General features: G+C 61.4%; 29 protein-coding genes. 26 read left to right on the top strand and 3 right to left on the bottom strand.

Features of this window, described 5'->3' with window-relative positions:
* Positions 1-335 precede the first annotated feature (335 nt).
* The 7 genes from HKD31_RS14005 to HKD31_RS13970 all read left to right on the top strand — a co-directional run bounded on the left by HKD31_RS14005 (position 336) and on the right by HKD31_RS13970 (position 9,053).
* Entirely contained in the window at positions 336-923 is a 588-nt protein-coding gene (locus HKD31_RS14005; protein ID WP_034927478.1) for a recombinase family protein, read from the top strand.
* Between the two features lie 113 nt (positions 924-1,036).
* On the top strand, positions 1,037-2,362 hold the full coding sequence (locus HKD31_RS13995; RefSeq protein ID WP_197713591.1) for a helicase-related protein: 1,326 nt from the start codon (positions 1,037-1,039) through the stop codon (positions 2,360-2,362).
* A 466-nt stretch (positions 2,363-2,828) separates the two neighbouring features.
* Positions 2,829-4,907 carry a ParB/RepB/Spo0J family partition protein gene (locus tag HKD31_RS13990; protein ID WP_034932831.1) on the top strand — a complete coding sequence of 693 codons (2,079 nt, stop codon included), beginning with the start codon at positions 2,829-2,831 and terminating at the stop codon, positions 4,905-4,907.
* A 136-nt stretch (positions 4,908-5,043) separates the two neighbouring features.
* Positions 5,044-6,246 carry a DUF932 domain-containing protein gene (locus HKD31_RS13985; RefSeq protein ID WP_110581269.1) on the top strand — a complete coding sequence of 401 codons (1,203 nt, stop codon included), beginning with the start codon at positions 5,044-5,046 and terminating at the stop codon, positions 6,244-6,246.
* 84 nt (positions 6,247-6,330) lie between these two features.
* Positions 6,331-6,771 carry a hypothetical protein gene (locus tag HKD31_RS13980; protein ID WP_034932795.1) on the top strand — a complete coding sequence of 147 codons (441 nt, stop codon included), beginning with the start codon at positions 6,331-6,333 and terminating at the stop codon, positions 6,769-6,771.
* Positions 6,758-7,804, top strand: a complete 1,047-nt coding sequence (locus HKD31_RS13975; protein ID WP_034932798.1) for a DUF7146 domain-containing protein — start codon at positions 6,758-6,760, stop codon at positions 7,802-7,804. Before HKD31_RS13980 ends, HKD31_RS13975 begins: the two co-directional genes overlap by 14 nt.
* 313 nt (positions 7,805-8,117) lie before the next feature.
* On the top strand, positions 8,118-9,053 hold the full coding sequence (locus tag HKD31_RS13970; RefSeq protein ID WP_034932802.1) for a DUF2493 domain-containing protein: 936 nt from the start codon (positions 8,118-8,120) through the stop codon (positions 9,051-9,053).
* 175 nt (positions 9,054-9,228) lie between these two features.
* Here the strand turns inward: HKD31_RS13970 and HKD31_RS13965 are convergent, their stop codons facing one another.
* Positions 9,229-9,831, bottom strand: a complete 603-nt coding sequence (locus HKD31_RS13965; RefSeq protein WP_239015994.1) for a plasmid pRiA4b ORF-3 family protein — start codon at positions 9,829-9,831, stop codon at positions 9,229-9,231.
* Positions 9,832-10,482: 651 nt separating this feature from the next.
* Between HKD31_RS13965 and HKD31_RS13960 the strand changes: the two genes are divergently transcribed.
* From HKD31_RS13960 to HKD31_RS13895, 14 genes are all read left to right on the top strand, one after another.
* Complete coding sequence (locus HKD31_RS13960; RefSeq protein WP_034932806.1) at positions 10,483-10,698, top strand: hypothetical protein; 216 nt, start codon at positions 10,483-10,485, stop codon at positions 10,696-10,698.
* A gap of 18 nt (positions 10,699-10,716) precedes the next feature.
* Complete coding sequence (locus HKD31_RS13955; protein ID WP_034930119.1) at positions 10,717-11,040, top strand: DUF736 domain-containing protein; 324 nt, start codon at positions 10,717-10,719, stop codon at positions 11,038-11,040.
* Positions 11,041-11,383: 343 nt separating this feature from the next.
* Positions 11,384-11,536, top strand: coding sequence for a hypothetical protein (locus tag HKD31_RS13950; RefSeq protein ID WP_166498132.1), 153 nt, complete (start codon positions 11,384-11,386; stop codon positions 11,534-11,536).
* A gap of 156 nt (positions 11,537-11,692) precedes the next feature.
* A complete protein-coding gene (locus HKD31_RS13945) occupies positions 11,693-11,977 on the top strand; it encodes a helix-turn-helix domain-containing protein (protein WP_034932808.1) in 285 nt (94 codons plus the stop codon).
* Between the two features lie 131 nt (positions 11,978-12,108).
* On the top strand, positions 12,109-12,372 hold the full coding sequence (locus HKD31_RS13940) for a hypothetical protein (protein ID WP_034932810.1): 264 nt from the start codon (positions 12,109-12,111) through the stop codon (positions 12,370-12,372).
* Positions 12,373-12,511: 139 nt separating this feature from the next.
* Positions 12,512-12,730 (top strand): transcriptional regulator domain-containing protein, encoded by a 219-nt coding sequence (locus tag HKD31_RS13935; protein WP_075595803.1) that lies wholly within the window; start codon positions 12,512-12,514, stop codon positions 12,728-12,730.
* 19 nt (positions 12,731-12,749) lie between these two features.
* A complete protein-coding gene (locus HKD31_RS13930; protein WP_223846632.1) occupies positions 12,750-13,298 on the top strand; it encodes a DUF2285 domain-containing protein in 549 nt (182 codons plus the stop codon).
* Positions 13,299-13,519: 221 nt separating this feature from the next.
* Complete coding sequence (locus tag HKD31_RS13925) at positions 13,520-13,771, top strand: helix-turn-helix transcriptional regulator (protein WP_084149793.1); 252 nt, start codon at positions 13,520-13,522, stop codon at positions 13,769-13,771.
* A gap of 7 nt (positions 13,772-13,778) precedes the next feature.
* Positions 13,779-14,864 carry a replication initiator protein A gene (locus tag HKD31_RS13920; protein WP_197713592.1) on the top strand — a complete coding sequence of 362 codons (1,086 nt, stop codon included), beginning with the start codon at positions 13,779-13,781 and terminating at the stop codon, positions 14,862-14,864.
* On the top strand, positions 14,861-15,358 hold the full coding sequence (locus HKD31_RS13915) for a DUF2840 domain-containing protein (RefSeq protein WP_034932813.1): 498 nt from the start codon (positions 14,861-14,863) through the stop codon (positions 15,356-15,358). Before HKD31_RS13920 ends, HKD31_RS13915 begins: the two co-directional genes overlap by 4 nt.
* Positions 15,355-15,912: a S26 family signal peptidase gene (locus HKD31_RS13910; RefSeq protein WP_084149795.1), complete on the top strand. Its 558-nt coding sequence runs from the start codon at positions 15,355-15,357 to the stop codon at positions 15,910-15,912. Before HKD31_RS13915 ends, HKD31_RS13910 begins: the two co-directional genes overlap by 4 nt.
* Before the next feature lies 1 nt (position 15,913).
* Positions 15,914-16,252, top strand: coding sequence for a DUF736 domain-containing protein (locus HKD31_RS13905; RefSeq protein WP_034932818.1), 339 nt, complete (start codon positions 15,914-15,916; stop codon positions 16,250-16,252).
* A 4-nt stretch (positions 16,253-16,256) separates the two neighbouring features.
* Positions 16,257-16,973, top strand: a complete 717-nt coding sequence (locus HKD31_RS13900; protein ID WP_034932820.1) for a lytic transglycosylase domain-containing protein — start codon at positions 16,257-16,259, stop codon at positions 16,971-16,973.
* Between the two features lie 282 nt (positions 16,974-17,255).
* Entirely contained in the window at positions 17,256-18,995 is a 1,740-nt protein-coding gene (locus HKD31_RS13895; protein WP_034932823.1) for a relaxase/mobilization nuclease domain-containing protein, read from the top strand.
* A gap of 13 nt (positions 18,996-19,008) precedes the next feature.
* On the opposite strand, the gene HKD31_RS13890 is transcribed toward HKD31_RS13895, so the two are convergent.
* Positions 19,009-19,437, bottom strand: a complete 429-nt coding sequence (locus tag HKD31_RS13890; protein WP_034932826.1) for a type II toxin-antitoxin system VapC family toxin — start codon at positions 19,435-19,437, stop codon at positions 19,009-19,011.
* On the bottom strand, positions 19,437-19,691 hold the full coding sequence (locus HKD31_RS13885) for a type II toxin-antitoxin system Phd/YefM family antitoxin (protein ID WP_010517990.1): 255 nt from the start codon (positions 19,689-19,691) through the stop codon (positions 19,437-19,439). Before HKD31_RS13885 ends, HKD31_RS13890 begins: the two co-directional genes overlap by 1 nt.
* A gap of 288 nt (positions 19,692-19,979) precedes the next feature.
* On the opposite strand from HKD31_RS13885, the gene HKD31_RS13880 reads away from it, so the two are divergent.
* The 5 genes from HKD31_RS13880 (at position 19,980) to HKD31_RS13860 (ending at position 24,218) form a co-directional block, all read left to right on the top strand.
* Positions 19,980-21,971: a conjugal transfer protein TraG gene (locus tag HKD31_RS13880; protein ID WP_010517992.1), complete on the top strand. Its 1,992-nt coding sequence runs from the start codon at positions 19,980-19,982 to the stop codon at positions 21,969-21,971.
* Between the two features lie 7 nt (positions 21,972-21,978).
* Positions 21,979-22,425 carry a hypothetical protein gene (locus HKD31_RS13875; RefSeq protein ID WP_010517994.1) on the top strand — a complete coding sequence of 149 codons (447 nt, stop codon included), beginning with the start codon at positions 21,979-21,981 and terminating at the stop codon, positions 22,423-22,425.
* A 145-nt stretch (positions 22,426-22,570) separates the two neighbouring features.
* Complete coding sequence (gene trbB / locus HKD31_RS13870) at positions 22,571-23,575, top strand: P-type conjugative transfer ATPase TrbB (protein ID WP_082770880.1); 1,005 nt, start codon at positions 22,571-22,573, stop codon at positions 23,573-23,575.
* Positions 23,572-23,940: a TrbC/VirB2 family type IV secretion system protein gene (locus HKD31_RS13865; protein WP_034933525.1), complete on the top strand. Its 369-nt coding sequence runs from the start codon at positions 23,572-23,574 to the stop codon at positions 23,938-23,940. Before trbB ends, HKD31_RS13865 begins: the two co-directional genes overlap by 4 nt.
* The gene (locus HKD31_RS13860) at positions 23,940-24,218 is read left to right on the top strand and encodes a VirB3 family type IV secretion system protein (protein WP_007397919.1); all 279 of its coding nucleotides are present in this window, start codon (positions 23,940-23,942) and stop codon (positions 24,216-24,218) included. The genes HKD31_RS13865 and HKD31_RS13860 overlap by 1 nt, the downstream gene beginning before the upstream one ends.
* The last annotated feature ends 12 nt before the right edge of the window (positions 24,219-24,230 follow it).

The raw sequence follows: 24,230 nt of genomic DNA, 5'->3' as shown, positions 1-24,230 counted from the left end.
ATCGGGAACCTATCTGATTTTCATGATTGGGCAGCATCGTGATGCTGGATTGCCAACAACGTCAGCTTTTTTCGGCTTCCGTTGTACAACAGATGTTCCGCTGTCCCCCCCCCCCTAAACTGCCTATCCGCTCAAGGAAAGTGAAGCAAACAGGCGGCAGCCGCCTACATGGCGGACATGCGACATAGCGATTTGATTTCCGCATAGCGGACAGCCAAGAAATGTCCATTAAACGGTAGTTTTCTAGACATGCTGAAAATTCCCATATTGGGCTATCGCAACCATAATTGTTCCGTTAACATTGGCGTCAGTTTTTCAACGTCCCGGTTGTGTCAATGAATCAGAGGATCGGCTACGCGCGGGTTTCCACGGAGGACCAGCATTTAGACCTGCAGCGTGATGCGCTTCAGCAGGCTGGTTGCCGTGTCATCTATGAAGAGGCGGCGATTGGCAAGAACGCTGTGCGCTTGGAGCTGGAGCAATGCCGGAAGGCGCTGCGCAGCGGTGATACGCTGGTGGTGTGGCGGTTGGATCGACTTGGGCGTAGCTTGCCTGATCTTGTGCAAATCGTGGCCGAGTTGGAATGTTTGGGAATTGGTTTCGAGAGCTTAACCGAGAAAATCGAAACGAACAGTGCGGCGGGCAAGTTGGTTTTTCACGTCTTCGCGGCCCTTGCGGAGTTTGAGCGTAGCCTGATCCGTGAACGCACTCACGCAGGGCTCGCTGCGGCACGTGCCAGAGGGCGTTCAGGTGGTCGGAAACCCAAGTTGGGGGAGAAGCAGGTGCGCGAGATTAAAGCTCTCTTGCGCGACCCAGAGATTCAGGTGGCGGCGGTGGCGCGGCAGTATGGTATTTCGAGAACTACTTTGTACAAGCACGTAGGGGCTGTGCTGCCGAAGAAATCGCGTAATGCAGATTTTTAAATTCCCCACATGTACGAATTATTTTGATCTGCCGAATGTAGGCAAAACAGCAATAGCAGGGGTGCGACCCGCATTCCGTTCATTCATAAAAACTAACTACGGAATTTGATGTAATGCTCGGTCTTACGCTCAGAGAAGAATTTAGAGGCAAGCGCCTCAAAGGCACAGCTATCGAGCTGTCTAACGACCAGCAAACCGGCGCGACTCAAATTGCCGCCAAACAGTTTTTGGAAATTACTTATCCCACGCATGATTTGCTAAAAGGCATTGAGGCCGTTGGTCCTAATAAAGGTCGGCCTGTAGTCGTGATCGGCGAACGTGGCCTCGGTAAATCGCACTTGATGGCCGCGCTCTATCACGCGGTGACGGATCCGTCTTCGACCAGATCATGGCTCAACGCATGGGCAACTATCAATCTGCAGTTCGCACGCGTTTTGTTCAATTTCGACCTGCCGTGGAATCCGATGGATATGGAGCAACGCATCGGGCGCATCCATCGTTACGGCCAGAGCCATACCGCGCAGGTCTACAACTTGGTGCTGTCGGATACTATCGAAGGTCGCATCTTCCTATTGCTTGACGAGAAACTGATCGAGATCGCGCGTACCGTCGGTAAGGTGGATGAGCATGGCAATGTGGCCGAAGACTTACGTGCGCAGATTCTTGGTCAGTTATCAGAACGATTGAATTACGACCGTCTGTATCAGGAGGCGCTTTCCGACCCCGAATTAAAGCGAACACAGGTGGAATTAGAGGCTGCACTATCGAACTCCCGAGAGGCACGGCAGGTGGTGTTCGACTTGTTCCAAGACCTGGATGGTTTCAGTCTTGACGATTACAAACCTTTCTCTGACGTATCATCCAGCTTAGATCGTCTGGTTCATTTTCTGTCGGCGGCGGTCGTGGATCGTAAGCAGAAACTGATCAAGGTGAACGACGCGACATACGACCTCGTCAATGTCGATGGCGCCCCTAGCATTCAATTTACTCTGAGCCGCGAAGCTGCGACCAATCAGGATAATCTGCAACTGATGGGCTTGGATCATTCGTTGGTACAGGAGGAATTGACTCGCTGGCGTGGCCTGGCGCCAGAGGAAGTCGGTATTGCCGTGTTCGGCGACGTAGAAGAGCCGGTGCTGTTGTCTATATGGGTGGTTGAAGTATCTTCCGATAAGGGCGAGCGCCGCGTAATGATGCTGCCCATTGCCGTCAAACAAGACGGGACGCGTGTTCCAGCGGTCGAGCGTCTTTGTGAAACATACCTACAAGCATCCCCGACGACGCCTATCTTTCTGCCCGATCAGCGGAACGATCTGTTTACTCACATGGTAGAGCCAACCCTGCAACGGGAGCTGAGACATAGGGGGGATGCGAATGGCAACAAAAGTTATTCGGCAGAGTTAGTAGGTTACGTCGAAATCTCTAAGCAGGTAGGTTGAGACACCATAATTACATCATGATGGATGCCCAGTGTTGCTGGTTTCACCGTGTGCAGTCGTGATCGTACGTGTCAAAGCCTCTAATACTGCAATGGTATATGAAATCTGTCTTCTATCATAGCGTATGATTTTAAAGGTTATTTTGTTCTTATTAACAATCGATTGGGAAATAAATAAAGGCCACCAGACCCCGGCGGGGGTCTCTCTCTGCCCCTTCTAAGGTCATATTTTTTACTGAGAACAATCGAAAACCGACGTCAGTCCGAATGAATGTCCGCTGTTTTAATTTCTAAGCCACAACCGGACATTCCGCTTCCCCCCCCGTTGCCGTCGTTTTCTGCCGGGAAAAGGCTGCGGATTTTGGGTGCGTCCGGGCCTTTTAGAGTCAGAGGGCTGCGCGAAATTTCGTGACGGGTTGAGAGGGTGGGAGAGAGTCTCCTGTCCGCCCGTCATGGAGTTTTTCGCCATGGCGACCGCTATTCCCAAAATCAGCCTCAGTTCGTCCCGTGATATCCCGTTCAACCGGCTGGTCCTGTCCCAGTCCAATGTGCGGCGTGTGAAGTCCGGCCTGTCGATCGAGGAACTGGCCCGCGATATCGAGCGCCGCGGATTGCTGCAGAGCCTGAATGTCCGGCCAGTCGTTGACGATGCCGGGGTTGAGACCGGTACCTACGAAGTGCCGGCCGGTGGGCGTCGTTTTCGCGCGCTCGAACTGCTGGTGAAGCAGAAGAAACTGGCGAAAACGGCACCCGTGCCGTGCGTCGTGCGCGAGGCAGGGTCGGCCATTCTCGCCGAAGATGATTCCCTGGCCGAGAATGTCCAGCGGGTAGCCCTGCATCCGCTGGATCAGTTTCGCGCCTTTCGTGACATGCTGGAGAAGGGTATATCCGAGGAAGAAATCGCTGCCGCGTTCTTCGTCGCACCGACCGTGGTCAAACAGCGCCTGCGGCTGATGACGGTGTCGGACAAGCTGCTGGATATCTACGAGCAGGACGGCATGAAGCTGGAACAGTTGATGGCCTTTTCCATCAGCGATGACCATGCCCGTCAGGAACAGGTCTGGGAGATCGTGTCCCAGAGCCATAACCGCGAACCCTATGTCATCCGCCGCATGCTGACGGAAAAGACCGTGCGGGCTTCGGACGCCCGTGCCCGTTTCGTCGGGCTGGAGGCCTATATCGTAGCGGGTGGTCCCATCATGCGCGACCTGTTCGAGGCCGATGACGGCGGCTGGTTGCAGGATCCGGCCATTCTGGACCGGCTGGTCATGGAAAAGCTGCATGCAGCCGCCGAAGATATCCGTGCAGAGGGTTGGAAATGGGTCGAAACCGCCCTGTCATTCCCATGGGGCCACACACGGCAGTTTGCGGAGATCGATGGCACGGAAATGCCGCTGTCCGATGAGGAGACTGCCCGGCTTGCAGCCCTGCGCGCCGAGCAGGAAAGCATCGAGGCTGAATATGCCCAGGCTGATGAATACCCGGATGAGGTTGATGCAAGGCTGGGCGAGATCGAACAGGCCATCCTTGCCCTCGAAGAACGGCCTCTGGCGTTCGATCCCGCTGACATGGCGCGGGCGGGGGCCTTCGTAAGCCTCGCCAGCGATGGTACGTTGCAGTTGGAGCGGGGGTTTGTGCTCCCCGAGGACATGCCGGCTGAGCCGGAAGAGACCGATGATGCGGGCAACGCCGATCAATACAATTGCCCTGCGTATGATGGGCAGGAGCACGATAGCGCAGGCGATGGTTATCAGGAGGGGAAGAGCGATAGCATCTCTCCCGACGTGGAACCCGAGGAAGAAGACGGGATCAAGCCGCTGCCTGACCGGTTGCTTACCGAACTGACGGCCTGGCGCACGCTCGCCCTGCGGGACGCCTTTGCCAGCAACCCGCACATCGCGCTGACCGAACTGCTGCATACCTTGGTGCGCGATGTTTACTGGCAGACACCGGGTGCGGATTGCCTGGAAGCCTATGTCCGGGAAATCCCGCTGCCGGTCCATTCCTCCGACATGCCAGGCAGCCTGCCAGCCCACGCGCTGCGACAGCGTAACGATGGCTGGAAGCACGATCTGCCGGACGACGAAGACGCGCTGTGGCGCTGGATCGCCGGGCTGGATGATACCAGCCGCATGGCATTGCTGGCGCATTGCCTGTCCTTCGGGATTAACGCGCTCTATGAGCGCATGCCCGCCTATGGTGCGGTGTCCCAGCGCAGCGTGACCGAACGCCTCAAGCGGGCCAATCGACTGGCGTCGGCCCTCAGCCTTGATCTGATTGAGGCTGGCTGGCAGCCCACGGTCGAGAACTATCTCGGCCGGGTGACCAAGGCGCGCATCCTGCAGGCGGTGCGGGATGCACGTGGCGACGAAGCGGCTGACCGCATAGTTCATATGAAGAAGCCCGACATGGCGCGCGAGGCCGAGCGGCTGCTTGATGGTTCGGGCTGGCTGCCCGAGGCGTTGCGGACCGTGGGGCTGGCCGATCAGGCACAGGTTGAAACGGTGACGTCAGGCGGGGATATGGAGGCCATCGCCGCCGAGTGACGCAATGAGTTTTGGAATTGTGAGACAGCGGCTTCCGGTGCCCGGAAGCCGCTTTTTTCGTGTCCGGCATACCGGAAAGAGGGAGAGGTCGGCTTCGCCTTCTGTGCCGAATAACCGGCATAGAGGAGAGTTTTCCATGATCACAACCACCATCCTGTCCCCCGCGTCCCGTGGTGCCGCATCCGGCGGCTTCAGGATCGATCCTTCGCGTGGGGAGCGCAGTGCCCGCGTATCGTCCGAGTGGTTTTCCCGCCCCGATGACGAACGCTATCTGTCGCTGTCCGACCTGCATGCCGCGACCCTGGCGCGAGCAGATCGGGCCACGACCCGCACGGTGGAAAGCCGCGCCATTCGCGTGGAAGCCTCGCGCGACAATGCCGAGCGCCTGACCCTGACTGTACCGGGGCAGCAGGAGCCGATTGCCCCCACACACTGGTCGTTCGGCCAGATGTGCAGTCTGATCAGCGCGCCATCGTCCTACCTGCGTAACCTTCCGGCTCCACTGGCGGCGATCAATCTCCAGCACGGCCTGCTGTCACACCGGGTTGAACTGATCAAAACACTGGAAACCGAGGACGGCCGCGTGGAACTGCGCGCGGTCACCGGGCCAGATTACGGCCGCATCTGGGACCACGAACTGGTCGGCGCGGTGCGGAAAATTGCCGGTGACGGCACAGGTGATACCAACTGGAAGGTGCCCGGTGTCATCGACTGGGCGACCATGACCCATAATCCGTATGTGGATATCACGAAGGAGACGACGACGCTCTACGCATCAGATCGCGATGTTTTTCTGTTCCTCGTGGACGATACACACCCGATTGAGGCCGGACGCCTGCCCAATGGCGATCCCGATCTCTATTTCCGGGGTTTCTATGCGTGGAATTCTGAAGTCGGCAGTAAAAGCCTTGGTATTGCGTCATTTTACCTGCGCGGAGTGTGCCAAAATCGCATGCTCTGGGGCGTCGAAAATTTCGAACAGATCACGATCCGGCATAGCAAGTTTGCAGCATCCCGCTTCGTGCATCAGGCGACACCAGCGCTCCGGAATTTCGCCACGGCCAGCCCGGCCTCGTTTGTTTCCGGTATCCAGGCTTCGCGTCGGGCGCTGGTGGCCAGAACCGATGATGATCGCGAAAGTTTCCTGCGCCGTCGCGGGTTCTCGAAACCGGAAACCGCGAAGATCATCGAAACCGTGCTGCACGAAGAGGGCCGCAAGCCCGAGAGCGTGTTCGATTTCGTGCAGGGGATTACCGCACTGGCACGCACAAAAGCCAATCAGGATACGCGGCTGGATCTGGAAGAAAAGGCCCGCAGGCTGATGGAGCGTGCGTCCTGAAAGCCGCTTTTCTGTATTTCCGCCAATACGTTTTTACGAGCCCGGCCCCTGCGCCGGGCTTTTTTCGTTTCGGGAGTTTTTCCGATGGCTGATTTTTTCACGCATTTTTCCTGCGTGCTCGACGTGGGCACGGTGGACAATGCCGCAAAGGGGCTCGATCTCTACAATGAATTCATGGACGAACTGGCGGCGGAAGACCCGCCCTCTGACGGTTTCATTCTGTCGATCGTGCCTGAATATGGCGGCACGAAACTCTGGATGCACGATGAGACGACCGGAGATCCGCATCAGGTTGTGGAGTTCGTGCTGCGCTGTGCGCGAACATTCCGGTTGCGGGGCCGATGGGGATTCCAGTGGGCCAATACGGCATCCCGCCCCCGGATCGGCGCCTTCAGCGGCGGCGCGCATCTGCTTGACCTTGGCAGGCGCAAAGCGATTTCATGGATGACCACTGATCGCTGGCTGGCGATTGCCCTGGACGGAGGCAATCCCGACACAGGAGGGCAAGGCGATGACTGGACATGATGCTGGGGATCTGGCTCACCGTCTGGCGGAGAACGCGGAGGCGGTATGCCGACGCTATCTGTCCGCCGGTCGCCGTCATGGCAATTACTGGCTGGTCGGTAACGTACGCAACACCCCCGGCCGGTCGCTGTTTGTCCGGCTGCACGATACCGCCAACGGCAGGGCCGGTAAGTGGACCGATGCGCAGTCTGGCGAGCATGGCGACCTGCTTGACGTGATCCGCGAAAGCCTCGGTCTGGTGGATTTCCGCGACGTGGTCGACGAGGCGCGCGCCTTCCTCAGTCTGCCTCGCCCTGATCCGGTGCCGCCGTCACAGGACCGGCCTGCCCGTGAGCGTGGTTCCGCCAGTTCGTCCGAAGCCGCGCGACGGCTCTGGGCCATGTCCGGGCCGATCGCGGGCACGTCCGTAGAAATGTATCTCCGCAGACGCGACATTACGCGTTTGCACGGAACCGCAGCCCTGCACTTCCATCCGCGCTGCTTTTACCGTCCGGACGAGGACAGTCCGACCGAGACCTGGCCCGCCATGATCACCGCCGTCACCGACCTCGACGGCACCCTGACCGGGGTTCATCGGACCTGGCTGGCGGCGGACGGGCGCGGCAAGGCGCCGGTCGATCATCCGCGCCGTGCCCTGGGCGACCTGCTCGGCAATGCCGTGCGCTTTGGCACGGTGTCCGACGTTCTGGCGGCGGGCGAGGGCATCGAGACGGTGCTCTCGCTCCATGAGATCATGCCCGCTCTGCCACTGGCCGCCTGCCTGTCCTCGGCGCATCTCGCCGCCATGATGTTTCCAAATACGCTGCGCCGCCTCTACGTGCTGCGCGATGACGATCCGGCCGGAGACCATGCGGTGACGATCCTGCAGACCCGGACGCAGGAAGCCGGGATCGAGTGCCTCGTGCTGTCACCGCGTCTGGCGGACTTCAACGATGATCTCCGCTACCTCGGGCGTGGCGCGATGCGGGCAATCCTGCATCCCCAGCTTGCCCCGCAGGACGTGGCGCGGTTTCTGCATCCCGTCACGCACTGAGGCGGCCCGGGAAGGGGGTGTGAGGGTCTTCTTCTTTCCAGTGTGCGCAGGGCTGTCCTGTTTCCGGATGGGGCGCGCCCGCGGCCTTTCTGGAAGGGGAGCGGGCGTCAGCCAGGCCGGGCCTGCAATGGCGGAACCGGCTATTTTCCGCCGCGCGTGCCGCGCTTTGCATCGCGAAGCAAAATAGCCGTCTCCCTGCCATCCTCCGCTGCGCTGCGGCCGCGCGTTGCGCGGTTCCGGCCCGGCCTTCGTCTGCCGCTGTCCGCCCCCGGAAAGGCCGCGAGGGGCGCGGCCAGAACCGGAGGACAGACCCATGACCCGCACACAGCACGATTTCGAACCCGCACACGCTACCTCTTCCACCGCTCATGTGCTGGCGGAACTCCAGCTTTACGGCCATCGTCCCTTCGAGGACGAGCCGGACGCGAGGCCGTTGCCCGACGCCAGCCAGATCGAGGGCGCGATTGCCGATATCTTCGATGCCCTGTCAGCCACACTGACCGACACGCGGCTGGAACCTGATCTCGAACCGCTGCTCTGGTCCACCGTCAACGTCTTTCACCGTATGGTCGGGCAGGTGGAGCGTGATCTTGACCGTAACGAGCAGGCGCAGAAACGCAGCCAGCAGGAACAGGATGGCAGCGAGATCCGCTCGGTGGAACTGGAGCGCCTCATCGCCGAGGGGCTGACCCTGCTGGAGCGACGCAATGCCTATGAGATATTCCGCGCCCTCGCCTGCGACCAGTTCGAACGCCTGACGATGTCGCCCTGGCGGCCACGCTCCGGCTCGCTGGTCAGCCGGAGCACCCTGACGGCGTCGATGATCGACAGCCGCGATTTCCTCAACGCCCGCCGCAAGGCCGAAACGGAGCTGCTCGTGCCACCCGGGCCAAAGGTCGCAGTGACCGGCGGGCTCGATTACGAGGACCATCTCCTGATCTGGAACCGGCTGGACAAGGTGCGTGAGAAGCATCCCGACATGGTGCTGCTGCATGGTGGCTCGCCCAAGGGCGCGGAATTCATCGCTTCCCGCTGGGCCGATCATCGCGAAATTCCACAGATTGCCTTCAAACCGGACTGGAACCGGCACGGCAAAGCCGCCCCGTTCCGGCGCAACGACGCCCTGCTGAAAGTCCTGCCCGTCGGCGTCATGGTATTTCCGGGTTCGGGCATTCAGGACAATCTGGCCGACAAGGCGAAGCAGATGGGTATCCCGGTCTGGCGGTTTCAGAAAAAGAATAGTGCCTGACAGGTTGTGAGGAAACCGTGCCGAGAAATCGGCACGGTAGCATAGGGCTACCGTATTGACGGTCTTTCAATGCCTGAAAGATAAGGCATGGCGCGTTTAACCCGGTTCTGCCGTCGATCCCGATCGACAACATTGACCTTATACCTTGAAACACGCCTGATTGACTTAGTGATATCTACAACTTGCTTTTTTTCGGTTTCGGCTGATGAAGCCTTCTTTTCACATTCGGCTTCAATGCGTTTCGAACATCCTTGTCGACGGTTGCAAGATCGAACCACTCGGGATCGAAATGGCCACCACACCAGGCCTTGGTTTCCCGATGCTCGGGATCCTTGAGGGAGCCGATTACCTCCAGAAACTGCTCATAGCCTGGAATGCCGCCGACATCCTCAGGCGGACGGGCTCGCGCGCCGTCAACACAGGTCGCGTGCTGGGGAGCGCTTTCGAGGAAAAGCAGATTTTCGATTTCTACGGTATGGCGCCAGTCGTCGCCAAAATCATAGACGTAGGTGAACGCCGTGCCCGCGTTGCGGAAATCTCGCAACCGGACCTGGCGCTCGTCAAAGACCTGAGGATCGCCGATGGCCGATCCTTCCGCAGCCTCAATGGCATTTCCGTAACGCAGTCCCCCGATCTCGAACTCATGGAGATGATAATTCCACCAGTTAAAGGCCGCCTGGATCGCGAGGTGAAGCTGCTCCAGGTTCCACGCACTAGGCACGACGAGACGCCGCCAGACGGCTGGTTCGATATCGTCGATTGAGACTCTGATCTGCATAGCATTGGGAGGTCCAAACATGGTTTCAAGAAAAATGGTAATTCCTGATAAAGTCAAGAAAGTTGCGTGTGGCGGGGTGTAAGATCAGTGCTGATTTCTCGGCACGGTTTTTACAGAGCGTGGTGGGCATTATTTCCACGACGGTTTGTAAAACCGTCATGATACATGAAGTCTGACGTCTGAGCCGCAATGACGTCGGGCTCCCCAGTTCCTGCGCACCTGATGGCGGTAGGCACGTTCGCCCGCCCCCTGGAAGTCCCCGCCCGGAGAACCGGCGGGACGGAGTTCGATGGCAGCCCCGTGTGTCTGCGGGGACGGTCCATGGGGATGAAACGCCCGCGCCAACCCCATCGGTGAAAGGGCCGGGACGGCAGGCAGCGAACGAGGGATCATCCGGCCCGCTCTAACGGGATGCGCTTGTGCCGGGAGCGGGGGCCTGTCGCACCGCACGGGCAACCCTGCCCATGAGCGGGTGAAAAGGGGGCGTAACATCGGGGACGGCAAAAACGACCACCGGACGGGGCCAGTTTCCCAAAATGCCAGCGTGACAGTCTCGCGCCAGATCGCATCGTCCCCCCACCTGTCGGACCGGTCATGCCGGCATCGTATCTCTTTGGGGCTGGCGGGTCCGCACACCATGGCCTCTGTCGGATGGCTGATCTAGCCGAAGACCGGCTGCGCCTCGATCGGCTGGCCGCAACGGCGTTCCAGAACTTTCTTCCCCTGCCGGCTGCGCCGTCATTCCTCGCGAAACAAGAAAGTTCCGGCCCTGCCGTCCTCCGCTGCGCTTCGGCCCCGAGGGGTGCTCTGCCGCTCGCCTCCGGCTGGTCGATCGCCATCGAGGCCACGGTGGTCGCGGCCCGATAACAGCATGGAGATACGACAATGGCTAACATCGGTTCCTTCAAGAAGGTGGGCGAAGGCTTCGAAGGCGAAATCGTCACCCTGGCCCTGCAGGCCCGCAACGTCCGTCTGGTGGCCGAAACCAACCGCGCCAACGACAACGCCCCCAACTACCGCGTCTACCTCGGACGGGTAGAACTCGGTGCCGCCTGGACCCGCCGCTCCAGCGAAGGCCGCACCTATCTGAGTCTGAAGCTGGACGATCCCTCCTTCGCCGCCCCGATCTTCGCCAACCTGTTCACCGACGAGGAGGGCGAGGGCTACTCGCTCATCTGGACCCGGCCCCGCAGCCGGAACGGGGAGTAAGCGCCCCACCACCAACCCCGCCCGGTCTCCCCGGGCGGGGCCTTCCGGGCTTTCATTTTCCCACGTGCTTTTCCGGGGCGCGGGCGGCAGTGCAGGTCGCCCGACGTGAGACGCAGGAGGAACACGGGGCTTTCCCTCAGCCTTCCCATTGTACCATGCGCGAGGGCGAACCGCGTCAAGGACGCGTGGTCCCCCCAATTTTGCCCGATGCACCCTTCGGGCGCACCGCACAAAATCGGCTCCCCCACACGCCGGCAAGCCGGTCGCCTTCGGCGATCCCTGACCCGGTCCACCCCGGCATGAGCCGTCCGTCCTGTCTTCGAAAAACGAAAGGAGCAGGACGATGACCACGCTACACGACCAGATCCAGATGCTGCGCGCCGAACTGACCAGCTTTCACCTGAGCCGCCGCGAGCGCCGGCAGATCGAGCGCGAACTGAACGAGGCGCTTGCACGATGCGCAACAGAGCGCCACGACGAGACGGCCCCCGCATAGAGCGGGGGTCTTTTTGCATGGTCGCCAATACAATCGGGAACCAGACGCCGACTCTCTTTCGGTATCCCCCTGAAAGAACGATGTTGAATATCCACAAAGCGACTATTATAGTCGTATTTCTGGTGTGCAGGCTCCGCGTGTCGGATGTGATCGTGGATGATCACTGGCCGACAGGTAAGGGCGGCACGGGCACTCCTGAACTGGACACAGGAAAGGCTCGCTGAAAAGGCCCTCGTAGCATTGACCGCGCTCAAGCGCCTAGAATCCGAACGCGGTCTGGGCGTTCATGAGGGCACGATCGATCAGGTCCGTCGCGCGCTGGAAGCGGCGGGCATTCTGTTCATCGAGTCCGGACAGGGACGCGGCGTCATGTTTCTTAACGAGACTTCCGATATCCAGACGCGGCAGGGTAGGGGGCGTAGTCGGGCGGAATCGCCCTGATCTGTTCCGTTCATGTCATTCCTTCCCCGTTGGGCGTGCTGATTTCTGGCGGGGTCATGCAAACCTGGCCGGTCGGCAATCCCGATCTTTGTTATCGAACCGATCTGGCAGCGGTATCGTGAGGAACCGCCATGACCGACCCGTCTTTCCTTGACCATCCCCCTCTCACCGAACGGGTAAACGCCTACGACGAAGCGCATCTCGGGCTTTACCTGCGCCTTCTGGTCGCGGACGAGGAAGGGGCGGACTGGCGCGAAGTCGTTGCGGTGCTGTTCGAAATTGACCCGGTTCGCGAACCGCTGCGTGCGAAAGCCGTTCATGGCAGGCATCTGGCACGGGCGCGCTGGATGAGCGAAGCCGGTTTCCAGTATCTGCTGCAACCGCGCCTGCAATAGCCGGGCTTCGCCCCGGCACCCGCATCTGCCCTGCGCTTCTCTCCCCGATAAAAAATCAGGGTCTATGCACTCCCGCTCCCGCTCTGGCTGATGGAAGCTTCCCCTTTTGCCGCATGGGGGGACAGACAGGGAGGCCCGCATGCCAACACCTTTATGGCGTTCACCGGAACTGCGCGACCATATCAGCCGTCTGGACCGCTCCGGTTTCGCCGTCGAATTTCTCCGCCGTAACACCACCTATCGCCGCGACTATGCCCGCCTGCAACGGCGGATCGGCCGTCGGGGCGTGGATTCCGCCGCCGAGTGCGCGGCGTTCTCCCGACGCTGGGGGCTCTGCTTTTGTCCATGCGCCCGATGAACCCGTCCCTCAGGGGCGCATGATCTGGCGGCCCGAGGTTTCACCGGCCACACTGATCCTCACGCCCGCGCCATCGGATTTCGCCATCGTGACCCCGATCAATCCGGCGGTGCTTGGAACCCTTCTGGCCCGTCATGATGCGGAAGACGACGCGTGGTTGGTGATCGGCGATGTGGCTGGCAATCTTTACCTTCGGCTTCTGAGCCCGCTGGCTATCGTTCGACCCGCCGTGCTCCTGCCGATGGACGACGCCGCTGAACTGCGTCTCGACGTGGCGCTGCGTTTCTTTCGCAGGCAGCGCGGCCAGCGCGTTGGCCTGCTTCCGCGCGCCCTCCAGTTGACCCCGTTGCAACGTGCGCGGCAGATACTGCTCCTTCTCGCCTTCGATATTCACGAAGCGGGCGGCACCGTCCGCGATATCGCCATTGCGGCCAATCGTTCATGGCAGGCGGATTTACCGGCGGTCGAATGGCGCAACACGGCGGCGCGTCGCCATGCGGAGCGCCTGCTTCTTGACGCCCGGAACCGGGTCAAAGGCGGTTATCTGGATTTTCTACGCGGAAAATAGTGCTGCCTGTTTTCGCTCCTTCCCGCTGCGATCCCCCATTTTCCCCACGCTGCTTCACGCCCGGCTCCGCGCGGTATCGCCCATGCACGTCCCGGTACACGAAGGGTGGACACTGAGTCTGAAAAATCTTCGTCCACCCCCAACGCCTGCTTTCTTCGCCACCGTCATCCCGATCCGCCGCATCATTCCTGCGGCGCTTCGAGACCAGATGGAGGCATACCATGCTCGACAGACACGCGCCGTCACCGGCACGCTACCTGCGCACACATCAGGCCGCGCAGATTCTAGGCCTTTCTCCCCGCACGCTGGAAAAATACCGCTGCCATGGCAGTGGTCCGACCTTCCGCAAGCTTGGCGGTCGTGTCGTCTACCTGATCGACGACCTCGACGCCTGGGCTACCGCCAGCGCCTGCCGGTCCACCTCTGATCCGAATTATGACGAGGCCCGCTCTGCCGGCCTTAATCGCCGGTGAGGGGAGGATGGACATGCAGGCCCGCCACATCCTCACGGCCAGTGAGCGCAGCAGGCTCCTGCCGTTCGTTGTCGCCAGCGGCGAGATCAGTCCGCGCGACCAGCGCGATCTGATGGAGCGACCGTTTTTCTCCCTGTCCAAAACGAAGCGCACGACGCCAATCCTCTACGCAGTAGGGGACACGCGCGTTGAGGTGTTCGGGATGCCCGAGCACGGCATGGCGACGATCTGGGACGCTGACGTGCTGATCTGGGCCGCCAGCCAGATTGTCGAGGCGGAAAATCTCGGCCTGACAACGTCACGCTTCCTGCGCTTCACTCCCTATCAGCTGCTCACCGGTATCGGCCGACAGACCGGGGCGCGGGATTATGGGCTGCTCAGGGCGGCACTTGCCCGGCTCCAGTCCACCGTGGTCGCCACCACGATCCGCAACGGCCAGAACTGGCGACGGCAGCAGTTTTCCTGGATTACCGAGTGGGAAATCTGCGCCAGCCGGAACGGTCGCGCCGCTGGTGTCGAGATCGTCATTCCGGAATGGCTCTATCGTGGCGTGATCGACCGTTCGCTGGTGCTGGCCATCGACCCGGCCTATTTCCGGCTGACGGGCGGCATCGAGCGCTGGCTTTACCGCGTGGCCCGCAAACACGCGGGTCGTCAACCTACCGGCTGGACTTTCGAGATCGGGCATCTGCACCAGAAATCCGGCAGCCTGATGCGTCCCTCGGACTTTGCCATCCAGATCCGGCGTGCCGCCGCCAGCCAGCCCTTGCCAGGCTATCGCCTGAACATTGAACGTGCTGGCGCGCGCGAGTTACTGCGCATCCTGCCAACTGATTTATCCACACATCCTGTGGATAACTATGCGAATGGTATCGGGACTTCACACGCATCCACTATCGGGACATCACACGCAGGACTATCGGGACTTCACACGCACAAACCCCAGCTAAGTCTTTGGCCTGAAACGGTGATTCCGGCCCTTAACTTATCTAACTTAGAATCTAACTCTTATGTTGATGGGAAGCGCCGTTCTGCGGATAACCCCTCTTGCCCGTCCATTGCCCCCTTCAAGGGGCCGGGAGTAGGGCCATGACCAGACAGTCTCCTATCTCCCACCGGCATCCGGCGGCACTGACGCATGTCGAACTGACCTGGATCGACAGGCGCATCGAACACTGGCTGCGCTTCGGGCATTGCAGTGACGAGCAGATACTCGATGACCGCCGCCGCATTTCCAGTTTCGCGCCAGGAAGTGTTTTCGCCTTTGTGCGCTGGGCGTCCAATGACCTCGGTATCACCGTCTCCCGGCTGGATATCGTGCGCGCGGTCAGGGCTGGCGAAGTGTTCCAGACTTTGCCGTTCGTGCGTCCCGGCGGCGAAATCCTCCTGCGTGTCGATAGCTGGCCACGGGTCGAACATGTGCTCCGGGCGGTCGACGCCATTGAGGCACTGGGTCTCGATCCGGCGGATGCAGCGCCCGAATACTGGCGGCATCTGCACCATCGCATTACGGCCGGACATGAGCCGCGTGCCTATACGCGCGAGCAACATTCAGCATGGCTCAAGCGGCGGCAGGTGACGTCATGACCCGGCGTGGCTGGTTCTTTGCGACCTATTTCGCCGTGCTCGGTGTGGGCGCGTCAATGGTCGTTCATCCTGCGCCACGCCTGATCTGGAACGAGACGGCGAGCGTGCCCGTCGGGTTGTACCGATTGCACCCGGTTCCCGCGCCGCATGTCGGTGATCTGGTTGCTGTCCGTCTGCCCGAGCGCGAGGCGATGCTGCTGGCGCGTCGGGGGTATCTGCCGTCTGGCGTGCCCCTGCTCAAGCCCGTAGCGGCTGTCGCGGGGCAGTCCGTGTGCCGTACGGGACAACGCATCACCATCGACGGGCAATTCGCTGGCGACGCGCAATCCGTCGATCACCGTGGCCGTCCGCTCCCCTTCTGGCAGGGCTGCCATCGTCTCGATTCCGGCCAGATTTTTGTCATGAACACGGCTGAACCACGCAGTCTCGATGGTCGGTATTTCGGCCCGTTGCCCGTTTCCACCGTCATCGGTCGTGCCACCCCGGTCTGGCTTCCATCCGGGAGTAACCAGCCTGCCATCGTGACCACCAACCCGTCTCCGAAAGGGCAATGAAATGGCACAGATCGGTCTTTTCACGCGCACGAAAACCGGTTTTGCCGGGCGCATTCGCACCCTCACCGTGGCGCAGGATATCCTTCTCGTTCCGGCTGAGTTTTCCGACGCCGAACATGCCTCGGATTACCGCATCCATCTCACCGATGCCGATGGCCCGGAGGTTGGTGCTGGCTGGAAACGCACCGGCGAGAGGGCTGGTGAATACATCGCCGTAGCCCTCGACGACCCCGCCTTTGCACAACCGATCCGGGCCAATCTCTTCCGTGCCGGTGGGGAGCGTGCGGTTTGGGTGCTGAACTGGACGCGTCCGTCACGACGTGTCGAACGCGGGGAATGAGACGATGCGACGCATCTTCTTCCTCGCTGTTGGTGTCATTGCAATCGGCGTATCGGGCGCACCTGACCTGTCATGGGCGGCATCGGTTCCAGCGCCCGCTGACACCGATCCTTATGGTGCCGTGATCGCTGAAGCCGTGCAGCGCTTCGACATTCCCGCCACATGGATACGGGCCGTAATGAGCGCTGAGAGCGGTGGTGATATTAGCGCGATTTCATCAAAAGGCGCGCTCGGCCTCATGCAGATCATGCCCACGACCTGGAGCGACCTTCGTACCCGTTACGGGCTGGGAAGCGATCCGTTCGATGTGCATGACAACATTCTTGCAGGCGCTGCGTTCCTGCGCGAGATGCATGATCGCTATGGCTCTCCGGGCTTTCTGGCAGCCTATAACGCCGGGCCGGGGCGCTATGAGGACTACCGTGATCGGCAACGTCCGCTGCCACCCGAAACGCGCGCCTATGTCGCCGGATTGCTGCCCCTGATCGGTCAGGGCGGTGTAGATCCATTGCTGCTGGTTTCGCATCCCGACCCGCTGTTCTGGACCAGCGCGCCGATTTTTGCCGCGCAGTCGGACGATGCGGGGAAAGGCGTTCCGGTTGCAATGAAGCTGCCGCCGAATGGTGTTCGAAGTGACATCATCGCGCATGGTCTTGCGCCTGTCAGGCCGCTTTCCGGTGGGTTGTTCGTCGTCTCTTCCGCATCACGAGCGATGCCATGAATGCGCGTCCAGGCATCATTTCCTCTACCGGTATGCGGTGGTTCGCGCAGGGCAATCGGGGCAGGGACCAGCATCGCGGATTGGGTGCTGGCAGGGTGGAACAGGCACTTTGGGGTGGGGTTAAGGAGAGGCGAGATAAAAGGGCGCACATTGCGCCTCGGTTGGGGTGTTGGTTTTTCTGTGTTTTTTCTGCCTTCCGACAATGTTCCGCCCTTACCGGCAATGTTTGCCGACCCCGTATTTCGTTGTTGCTCCTGGCTTTTTCGCACATTGGAGGCAGTGATGGCGCGCGAGAATGACTTCCAGCCCCGTCTGGGTCGCATCCGCTCACCACGCGCCCAGCGGCTCAAGCCCTTCGTCGCCCAGGCCCTCGCCTCGGCCCAGCGTGCCGGAGGCGGTGGGTTCCGATCGGGTCGCAACGGCGGCGGTTCCCGTTCGGCCTTCGGGCGTGGCCGTGTCGCGGCAGCCAGGGCCAATCGCCTGCTGACCAGCCGTGCCCGCCGCGTGACCGTCAAGGCCCGTGTCGTACGCCATAGCGGGCGCAAGGCTCCACTCGCGGCCCATCTGCGTTACCTGCGCCGGGAAGGGGTGACGAAGGACGGTGAGAAGGTACGGCTCTTCGGTCCCGGCATCGACGATGCGGACCCGAAGGCCTTCGCCGAACGCTGCGAAGACGACCGCCACCACTTCCGTTTCATCGTCTCGCCGGAGGACGCGCCGGACATGGCTGACCTCAAGGGCTATGCCCGCGAACTGGTCGGGCAGATGGAAAAAGATCTCGGCACGAAACTCGACTGGGTGGGGGTGGATCACTGGAACACCCGGCATCCCCACGTCCACATCCTCGTGCGCGGCGTAGCCGAGGATGGCAGCGACCTCGTGATCTCGCGGGATTATATCAAAGACGGGTTGCGCGCCCGTGCGCAGGATCTGGTGACGCAAGAACTCGGGCAACGCAATGACATCGAAATTCACCGTGCCCTCGAACGTCAGGTCGATGCCGAATACTGGACCCAGCTTGACCGGCAACTCGTCCGCGACGCGGGCCGCAGCGGCATCATCGACGTGGCGCCAGCGCCGGATCGGCAGCCTGATCCGTTTGAGGCCCTGAAGGTCGGCCGCCTGCGCCGCCTGGAGGGGCTCGGCCTCGCCCATCAGGTCGGACAGGGACAATGGATGCTGGATGAGTCCGCCGAAGCGACGTTACGCGAACTGGGCGAACGCGGCGACATCATCAAGCGCATTCACCGTTCCCTGACTGAACGCGGCATCGAGCGGAGCACGTCGAGCTATGTGTTGGCGGGTGAAAGCCTCGACGTCCCTGTCGTCGGCAGGCTGGTCGATCGCGGGCTGGACGATGAACTGAAAGGCACGGCCTACGCCGTCATCGACGGTGTGGACGGTCGCACGCATCATATCCGCTTTCCCGATCTGGATGCGACCGGTGATGGTAGTATGGGGGCGGTCGTGGAGCTTCGTGCCTTCGATGACAGGAAGGGGCAGCGTCGTGTTGCGCTGGCTGTTCGTTCTGACCTGTCGATCGAGGATCAGGTGACGGCGCGCGGGGCCACCTGGCTCGACCGGCAGGCGGTGGCGCGTGATCCTGTCGCATTGGGGCAGGCGGGTTTTGGCGCCGAAGTACGTGACGCGATGGAGCGGCGCGCCGAGCAACTGATCGAGCAGGGGCTCGCCGAGCACCGCGCACAGGAATTGGTGCTGGCGCGTAATCTGATCGGCAAACTCAGGGACCGGGAGGTTCACGAGGTTGGAGAGCGGCTGGCCAGCGAGACAGGCCGGACATTCAGCCAGTCGGGTTCGGGGGAGTATATCACGGGCACCTACCGTCAGCGCATGGTGCTGGCCTCCGGCCGCTATGCGATGATCGATGATGGGCTTCAGTTTCAACTCGTGCCCTGGACGCCCTCGCTGGAGAAGCAGCAGGGCAGGCACGTCTCCGGTGTCGCTCGCGACGATGGCGGGGTTGATTGGACCTTCACCCGGAACAGGGGGCTGGGTTTGTGAACCAGCGCTCCTGTCAGTTCGGCTGGGGTTCCCACGGGTTGAGCAGGGGGACGCCGCACGGCAGGAAATCCGCGACGTTGCGGGTCACGACCGTCTTGCCATGAACCAGCGCGGTTGCGGCGATGAGCGCATCGCGTTCCGAACGGGGATCGGGAACATGGAGCCGGGCGCAGCGCAGGGCTACGGACGTATCGACGGGAAAAATACGCCTTTCGAACGCGGGAAGGACATGCTGTTCCAGCCAGGTCCGCAGGATCGTGCCGGTGGCTCCGTCGCGGCGCTCCACGCGCAGGATGCCGGTTTCCAGTTCCATGACGGTGATGGCGGAGAGATACAGATCGTCCGCCTCCACGCTGTCGGCCCAGAGCGCCACGTTCGGGTCGGCCTTCCCGGCGCGGATTTTTCTCAGTTCTGAAACGACGTTCGTGTCCAGCAGGAACATCAGGAAAAATCGGCCGGGCGGAGTGTGATATTGGCGCGAGGCGGATCGAATGCGATGTCCGCAGCTTCCGGCATCGCCAGAGCGTCCGCGATCTTGCGCGGATGGTGTGTCAGACGGCGGTATTCCTCAATACTGAGCAGGACATGGGCCGTGCGTCCCCTGTCGGTGATGAACACCGGTCCCTCGGCCGCCGCCTTCTTGGCCCGGCTGGTGTCCTGGTTGAACTCGCGGCTTGAAAGTGTGGTGATGCTCATGTCCGGCCTCCAGACTGCAATGTAGGAACATTACTACATAATGAGAGGGAGTGCCAGAAAATCCATGTCTGGTCGGGGTTCGCATCATCGTTGGCCGCAGCACCCGTCCAGCCACAAGACCCGGTTATCATTCGACTCCCGCGACCTTCGCTCAATGTGATGACGGTCTGGGCCGCACCGGACAAGTATTTTTTCCCTGCCATGCGCCGGGATGCGACGACGCGGGAAAAGCCCTTGCGGAACGGAAAATGGCCGCCCGACCTGTTCCTGCGCAAGGAGGAATCGAAAATGCCGGGAACCAAAATTCAATGGGGACAGGTCGCGGTGGTCCTGTCCATTGTCGTCCTGTCCTGGTGGGCCGCGACCCAATGGACGGCCTGGGAACTGGGCTTCCAGCCTGAACTCGGTCGGCCCTGGTTCGTGCTGTTCCATCACTGGTCGGTCTACGCGCCGCCGCTGTTTTTCTGGTGGTGGTTCGAATTCGACGCCTATGCCCCGAACGTCTTTGCGCGCGGGGCGTGGATGGCCGGATCGGGTGGGGTGCTGGCTTTCGCCGCCGCCGTGACGCTGTCGGTCCATCGCGCCCGTGAAGCCAGGAAAATCGAAACCTACGGGTCGGCACGCTGGGCGGACCCGGACGAGATCGCGAAAGCCGGGCTGCTTGACCCGGATGGGGTGGTGCTTGGCCGGTATGGCAAGGCCTATCTGCGCCATGACGGACCGGAGCACGTCCTGACCTTTGCACCAACGCGCAGTGGCAAGGGTGTCGGTATGGTCATCCCGACGCTTCTGACCTGGCCTGGCTCAGCTATTGTCCACGACATTAAGGGCGAGAACTGGGAGTTGACGGCGGGATTTCGCGCCCGTTTCGGTCGCGTCGTGCTGTTTGACCCGACCAATGCGATCTCGTCCGCCTATAACCCGTTACTGGAAATCCGGCGTGGAGAGTGGGAAGTCCGCGATGCCCAGAATGTCGCCGATATCCTCGTGGACCCGGAAGGCAGTCTGGAGAAGCGCAATCACTGGGAGAAAACCTCACACTCCCTGCTTGTCGGCGCCATCCTGCATGTCCTCTATGCCGAGCCAGACAAAACCCTCGCCGGTGTCGCCAATTTCCTGTCGGACCCGAAGCGCCCGATCGCCACCACGCTGTCGGTCATGATGCGGACAAACCATCTGGGTGAGAAGTGGCCACATCCTGTTGTTGCATCGGCCGCGCGCGAGCTGCTGAACAAATCGCCCAATGAACGCTCGGGCGTGCTCTCCACTGCCATGTCCTTCCTTGGCCTGTACCGTGATCCGGTGGTGGCGGAAGTCACCCGGCGCTGCGAATGGCGCATTGCCGACATCGTTGGAGGGGACCGCCCAGTGACGCTTTACCTGACCGTGCCCCCCTCGGATATCAGCCGCACCAAGCCATTGATCAGGCTGGTGCTGAACCAGATTGGCCGTAGGCTGACGGAAGACTTGGAGGCTGCGGCACAGCGACGGCGCCTGCTACTGATGCTCGACGAATTTCCGGCCCTCGGGCGTCTGGATTTCTTTGAATCGGCGCTGGCTTTCATGGCGGGCTACCGGATCAAAAGCTTCCTGATCGCCCAGTCCCTCAACCAGATCGAACGGGCTTATGGGCCGAACAATTCGATCCTCGACAACTGCCATGTCCGGGTGAGCTTCGCCACCAACGATGAGCGGACGGCGAAACGTGTGTCTGACGCGCTTGGGACTGCCACCGAGATGAAGGCGATGAAGAACTACGCGGGGCACCGGCTTTCGCCCTGGCTGGGCCATCTGATGGTTTCGCGCTCGGAGACGGCACGCCCGCTGCTGACGGCGGGAGAAGTCATGCAGCTCCCGCCAGCGGACGAGATCGTCATGGTCTCCGGTCTCTATCCGATCCGCGCGAAGAAGGCCCGCTATTTCGAGGATGACCGCTTCCGCGAGCGCGTTCTTCCTCCGCCTGATCTTCCGCGCCCGAAAGATGGCCGTCCCGACGACTGGAGCACGCGACCGTTGCCGCCACGCCCACCGGCGCCGGATGCCGGGGCGGAGCCGACGGAGGACGAGGGGGATGAAGACCCGAAACAGTCTGCCCGCCGCCGTCAGCCAGAACTGGGTGAGGGAACGGTCGAGAAGAAGGAGCCGATGGAAAATGAATTCGCACCCGACCCGACTGACGAATTCGACGACATCGCGCCCCGTAACAACCGGATGAACGATCTCATGCGCGGTGTGGCCCGGCAGGCATCGCTCGACTGTGGCGACGAGCTGGAACTGTGAGGAAAGTATGGTGATGGCAAAAAAGAAAGCCCAGATCTCCGTCTATCTCGACCCTGATGTGATGAAGACCCTCTCCGCCTATGCCGCGCGACGTGCGCAGCCGATGTCCCTGATCGTGGAGGCTGCCGTCGCTTCCTTTCTGTCGCCCGACGGGGAGGAGCGCCGCGAGGCTGCAACATCGAAGCGCCTCGACCGGCAGGACCGGCGTCTTGCGCGGCTGGAGCGCGATATCGGCATCACGGTGGAGACCCTGGCGCTGTTCATCCGCTTCTGGCTCACCACGACCCCGCCCTTGCCTGAACCGGCTGCCAGGGCAGCACGGGCGCAGGCCGGGGCGCGTTACGATAATTTTGTCTCGGCCCTCGGTCGCAGGCTGGCCCAGGGACCGAGACTCCAGCAGGAAATTCCAGACGATGTTTCCGATCCTGCCTTACAGGATGAACCGGATTCGTAATTTCCGCACCCTGCAAGTATTTTTGCCCTACGTTTCCCCACCGCCCTACGACGCATGAATTCCTGTTGAACCGCGTGGTTTCCTGCCTTTCTTAATTGCCCCGTTGCTGTCCGCGCATCGTGTTCGGCTCATAGCGGGGAAAATCATGTCAGTTTCCAGCATCCATGAAAGGGCCACGGTACGCGGCATGTCCATGCTGCGCACGGCGATGGGACCGGCGATTGCCCGGCACCTCGCTGATCCTGCCATTGTCGAGGTGATGCTCAATCCCGATGGCAGGCTGTGGATCGACCGCCTGTCCGAGGGGCTGGGCGATACCGGCGACAGGGTTACGCCGGCCGATGCCGAGCGCATCGTACGCCTGGTCGCGCACCATGTCGGGGCGGAGGTGCATGAGGCAGCACCGCGCGTATCGGCGGAACTGCCAACCGGTGAGCGGTTCGAGGGATTGCTCCCGCCCGTCGTGACCGCCCCGAGTTTCGCCATCCGCAAGCCCGCCGTGGCCGTGTTCACCCTCGACGATTATGTCGCCGCCGGAATCATGACGGTGGGGCAGGCGGTATTTCTGCGCCGCGCGGTCGCGGAACGGAAAAACATCCTGGTCGCCGGCGGGACATCGACCGGCAAGACCACGCTGGTCAATGCGCTGCTGGCCGAGGTCGCGAAAACCGGTGATCGCGTCGTGCTGATCGAAGATACGCGGGAACTGCAATGCACAGCCCCCAATCTGATCGCCATGCGTACAAGGGATGGTGTCGTAACCCTGTCCGAACTGGTGCGGTCCGCCCTGCGCCTGCGGCCCGACCGTATCCCGATTGGTGAGGTGCGCGGCCCCGAGGCGCTGGACCTGCTGAAAGCATGGGGCACCGGCCATCCCGGCGGTATCGGTACACTACATGCCGGATCAGTGCTCGCGGCCCTGTATCGGCTGGAACAACTGATCCAGGAGGCGGTGGTCACAGTGCCACGCGCCATGATCGCGGAAACCATCGACGTCATCGCGGTCCTGTCCGGACGCGGCACGGCCCGCCACCTGTCCGAACTGGCAGAAATCGATGGCCTAGATCCCGTGACGGGTGCCTATCGCATCCGTCCGGTCAGCTTCTCGTCTCCCGAAACATCCTGCTCTGCCAATGGAGAGTCATCATGAGGCCGCCTTCACGTCTGCGCGCCGTCGTGTGCGCTGTCGCACGTCCTGACTGGCATGTGCGGGATCTCCGTGTATTCGGAACGTCCCTGTTGCTGTCGTTTGCTTTCGCGTCGTCGGCATGGGCGTCAGGATCCAGCATGCCGTGGGAAACCCCGCTCAACGAGATTCTGGAATCCGTGCAGGGACCGGTCGCCAAAATCATCTCGGTGATCATCATTACCGTGACCGGCCTGACGCTGGCCTTCGGGGAAACATCCGGCGGGTTCCGCCGCCTGATCCAGATTGTCTTTGGTCTATCCATTGCTTTTGCCGCGTCCAGCTTCTTCCTGTCGTTCTTTTCGTTCTCCGGTGGGGCGCTGATCTGATGGCCGTGGGATATGACGATGATGCCGTGCCGGGCTTCCATGTCCCGGTGCATCGCTCGCTGACCGATCCCATCCTGCTCGGTGGTGCGCCCCGCGCCGTTGCCATCGCCAACGGCACGCTGGCGGCAGCGATCGCCCTTGGTCTGCGGCTGTGGCTGATCGGGGCCGCATTCTGGATCGTCGGCCATGGGCTCGCGGTCTGGGGTGCGAAACGCGATCCGGTCTTCATCGAGGTGGGACGACGGCATCTCCGTTATCCCGCCTGGCTTCGTGCGTAGAGGGAGGACAGG

This window comes from Gluconobacter potus (genome assembly GCF_015244705.1).
GTDB classification, from domain to species: domain Bacteria; phylum Pseudomonadota; class Alphaproteobacteria; order Acetobacterales; family Acetobacteraceae; genus Gluconobacter; species Gluconobacter potus.
Note: the sequence above shows the minus strand (reverse complement) of the source record. Positions and strands in the feature narration are given on the sequence as shown.